The following is a 3,583-nucleotide window of genomic DNA, read 5'->3' on the forward strand; positions in this document are numbered from 1 at the left end:
CCCCGAAGCCCCCCGGCACGGCGCGCCCCGAGTGAGAAGACGGGCGCCGGCCTCGCTGGAGCGCGGGACGGTCGCAGGGCGCACGGGCGTTGCCACCAACGAACGGGTGACACGCGAGGTGGTCCAGTGACGATTCGACTCAAGCGAGCGTACGAAGCAGCAAGCCGCACGGATGGGCGGCGCTTCCTGGTGGAACGGCTGTGGCCGCGAGGCGTACGGAAGACAGCGCTTCCCCTCGAAGCCTGGCTGAAGGACGCAGCCCCCAGCACCGAGCTGCGGAAGTGGTTTGCACACGACCCCGAGCGCTGGTCCGAGTTCTGCCGAAGATACACCGCCGAGCTCGCGGCGAATCCCGCAGCATGGCAGCCCCTGCTCGAAGCCGCGCGCCACGGCACGGTGACGCTCGTCTACAGCGCCCATGACACCGAGCACAACAACGCGGCGGCCCTCCAACAGTTCCTCGAAGAGGCGTCCGGCGGCGCCGCTCCGAAGAAGCCTCCATGCCTCCCGCGGCGAGGCCGGGGCCGCTCGACGCGACACACCTGACTGCCGCCAAGGGAAAGCGCGCCGTGGCTCAACTCCCTCGGTACGTGGAGGAGCCGAAGGAACTCAGCAGCAGCGGGACGCGGTAGTGCGCGTCCGGCGCCGACGGGTAGAAACCGCGCACGCCGGAAGGCAGCTCGGCGGGGCGTGAGGGGACGCGCATGGGCCTCATCGTCCCCGCGCACTGCGTCAGTGAGCCAAGGCGCCCCGGAATGACAGGGAATTGTCCAAAACCCCAAGGGTTCACTGGAGATGACGCAACCTTCCACGCTTCCCCCGCTGGGCTGCTTGGCTATGCTGCGCGCCCTTCGTTTCCGCCCGAGGTGAATCCGCGTGATCAACGCCCATACCCGCGTCCCGCCGCCGAAGAACGAGCCTGTCCTCTCCTATGCGCCCGGCACCACCGAGCGCCGGGAGGTGCAAGCCGAGCTGAAGCGCATGGCTGGTGAGCAGATCGACATCCCCGTCATCATCGGCGGCAAGCACATCCGCACCGGCAAGACGGACACGGTGCGCATGCCGCACAACCACCAGCACGTGCTGGCCACACTGCACGAGGCGGACGCCAGCCACGCGGAGCAGGCCATCCAGGCCGCCCTGGCCGTCAAGGACGACTGGGCGCGCATGCCCTTCCAGTCGCGCGCCGCCATCTTCCTGCGCGCCGCGGAGCTGCTGGCCTCGCGCTACCGCCCCATCCTCAACGCCGCCACCATGCTGGGGCAGGGAAAGACGGCCCACCAGGCGGAGATTGACGCCGCGTGCGAGGCCATCGACTTCATTCGCTTCAACGTGCACTTCGCCGAGCAGATTCTCGGCTGGCAGCCGGAGGCCGCGTACCAGACGTGGAACATGACGGACTACCGCCCGCTGGACGGCTTCGTCTTCGCGGTGGCGCCGTTCAACTTCACGGCCATTGCCCTCAACCTGGCCACCGCGCCGGCCATCATGGGCAACGTGGTGCTCTTCAAGCCGTCATCCACCGCGGCCCTGAGCGCCTGGTACATCATGGAGCTGCTGCGCGAGGCGGGCCTGCCCGACGGCGTCATCAACATGCTCCCGGGTGATGGCCCCACGGTGGGCAACCCCGTGCTGGCCAGCCCGCACCTGGGCGGCATCCACTTCACCGGCTCCACGCCGACGTTCAACGCCATGTGGCGCACGGTGGGCGAGAACATCTCCCGCTACAAGCAGTACCCCCGCATCGTCGGCGAGACGGGCGGCAAGGACTTCATCGTCGCCCACCCGTCCGCGGCGGACGACCTGGAGGCGCTCGCGGTGGCCATCGTCCGTGGCGGCTTCGAGTACCAGGGCCAGAAGTGCTCCGCCGCCAGCCGCGTCTTCATCCCCGAATCCCTGTGGCCCAAGCTGAAGCCGCGCCTCCAGGCGCTCATCAGCGAGATTCGCATGGGCGACGTGTCGGACTTCCGCAACTTCATGGGCGCCGTCATCGACGAGAAGTCCTTCAAGAAGGTCTCCTCGTACATCGACCTGGCCAAGAGCGACAGCGGGGCCAGCATCGTGGCCGGCGGCGACGTGGACCGAAAGCAGGGCTGGTTCGTGAAGCCCACGCTGGTGCAGCTCGACAGCCCCACCCACCGCATCCTCCGCGAGGAAATCTTCGCGCCGCTGGTGGGCCTGCACGTCTACCCGGATGCGAAGTACGAGGAGACGCTGCGCGAGGTCGACCAGGCCGCGTCCTACGCCCTCACTGGCGCCGTGTTCGCGCGCGACCGGAAGGCCATCGACACGGCGCTGCGCGAGCTGCGCCACGCGGCGGGCAACTTCTACATCAACGACAAGCCCACCGGCGCGGTCGTGGGCCAGCAACCCTTCGGCGGTGGCCGCGCGTCCGGCACCAACGACAAGGCGGGCTCGGCCCTCAACCTGGTGCGGTGGACCAGCCCCCGCACCATCAAGGAGACCTTCGTCCCGCCCGTGAAGGTGCCCTACCCCTTCATGGACAACGACCCGAACGAAGGCGCCATCTGAGGCACGTATGAAGGGTCCGTTCCCCGGCATCGCAGGGCTGGACACGTACGCGCTGGTGGACGGCGGGTGCCGCGTGGAGGTCCTTCCTTCACGCGGGGCCCTCGTCAGCCGGATGTGCGTGGACGGTGACGAGCTGCTGTACCTCGACGAGGCCACCGTCGCGGACCCGGCCAAGAACGTGCGCGGGGGCATCCCCGTGCTGTTCCCCAATGCCGGGCCGCTGCCGGGGGACACCTATTCCGTGGACCGTCAGCAGTACACGCTGCCTCAGCACGGCTTCGCGCGGAAACTGCCGTGGAAGGTGCGGCAGGCGGACACGTCACGGCTGGTGGTGGAGCTGTCTTCCAACGAGGAGACGCTGCGCCACTTCCCGTGGCGGTTCGACGCACGGCTCACCTTCTCGCTGGCTGGCCAACGGCTCACGCTGGAGAGCGCGTTCGAGAACCAGGACACGCGGCCCATGCCGCTGCACCTGGGCTTCCATCCGTACTTCCGCGTGCCGGACGCGGCGAAGGCCCAAGCAGGCGTGGACACGGACGCCACGCACGCGTGGGACAACTGGCGCAAGCAGGACGTGAACGTCACCGGGCTGAACCTCACCGAGGAGGAAGTGGACCTTCACTTGAAGGACCACTCAAAGCCGGGAACGACGTTGGAGCGGGGCCCTGGGCTCAAGCCCATTCGCCTGTCGTGGAGCCCCGAGTACCGCGTCCTCGTCGTGTGGACGCAACGTGGGAAGGACTTCGTCTGCGTGGAGCCGTGGACCGCCGCCAAGGGTGCGCTAGCCACCGGCGAAGGGCTGCCGCACGTGCAGCCTGGAACTCGGACGTCGCTTCGCTTCGACATCCAAGGCTGAACGCAGGGCCCGGAGCCCCCCGGGGCGACTCCTGCACCTTGCTGTTCGGAAATGTCGGGGGTTTTGCGGGCGGTCTCAATCGGTGAACGCACCAGTCAGGATGCGCGGAAGGGAGCGCATCCGGGAGAGGTGCCCGGTGGAGAGTCGAGGCAAGCTCGGCAGGATGAGTGGAGAGGATTGGCTGGAGGTGCGGCG

General features: G+C 68.4%; 4 protein-coding genes. 3 read left to right on the forward strand and 1 reads right to left on the reverse strand.

All coding sequences use genetic code 11. From position 1 onward, the window contains the following. Positions 1 to 126: 126 nt before the first annotated feature. On the forward strand, positions 127 to 546 hold the full coding sequence (locus FMQ63_RS36860) for a DUF488 domain-containing protein (protein ID WP_011555841.1): 420 nt from the start codon (positions 127 to 129) through the stop codon (positions 544 to 546). A gap of 28 nt (positions 547 to 574) precedes the next feature. On the opposite strand, the gene FMQ63_RS38515 is transcribed toward FMQ63_RS36860, so the two are convergent. After that, a complete protein-coding gene (locus FMQ63_RS38515) occupies positions 575 to 706 on the reverse strand; it encodes a hypothetical protein (RefSeq protein ID WP_020478464.1) in 132 nt (43 codons plus the stop codon). 170 nt (positions 707 to 876) lie between these two features. Here FMQ63_RS38515 and pruA point away from each other — a divergent pair, with 170 nt between their 5' ends. Then, positions 877 to 2,532: an L-glutamate gamma-semialdehyde dehydrogenase gene (gene pruA, locus FMQ63_RS36865; protein ID WP_011555842.1), complete on the forward strand. Its 1,656-nt coding sequence runs from the start codon at positions 877 to 879 to the stop codon at positions 2,530 to 2,532. A 7-nt stretch (positions 2,533 to 2,539) separates the two neighbouring features. After that, positions 2,540 to 3,388 (forward strand): aldose 1-epimerase, encoded by an 849-nt coding sequence (locus tag FMQ63_RS36870; RefSeq protein WP_011555843.1) that lies wholly within the window; start codon positions 2,540 to 2,542, stop codon positions 3,386 to 3,388. Positions 3,389 to 3,583: the final 195 nt, after the last annotated feature.

Source organism: Myxococcus sp. CA005, assembly GCF_006518205.1.
Taxonomy (GTDB): domain Bacteria; phylum Myxococcota; class Myxococcia; order Myxococcales; family Myxococcaceae; genus Myxococcus; species Myxococcus xanthus.

Bases quoted from the DNA above. Each gene is read 5' to 3' on its own strand.
- FMQ63_RS36870 (WP_011555843.1), top strand. From the start codon at position 2,540: ATGAAGGGTCCGTTCCCCGGCATCGCAGGGCTGGACACGTACGCGCTG.
- FMQ63_RS38515 (WP_020478464.1), bottom strand. From the start codon at position 706: ATGCGCGTCCCCTCACGCCCCGCCGAGCTGCCTTCCGGCGTGCGCGGT.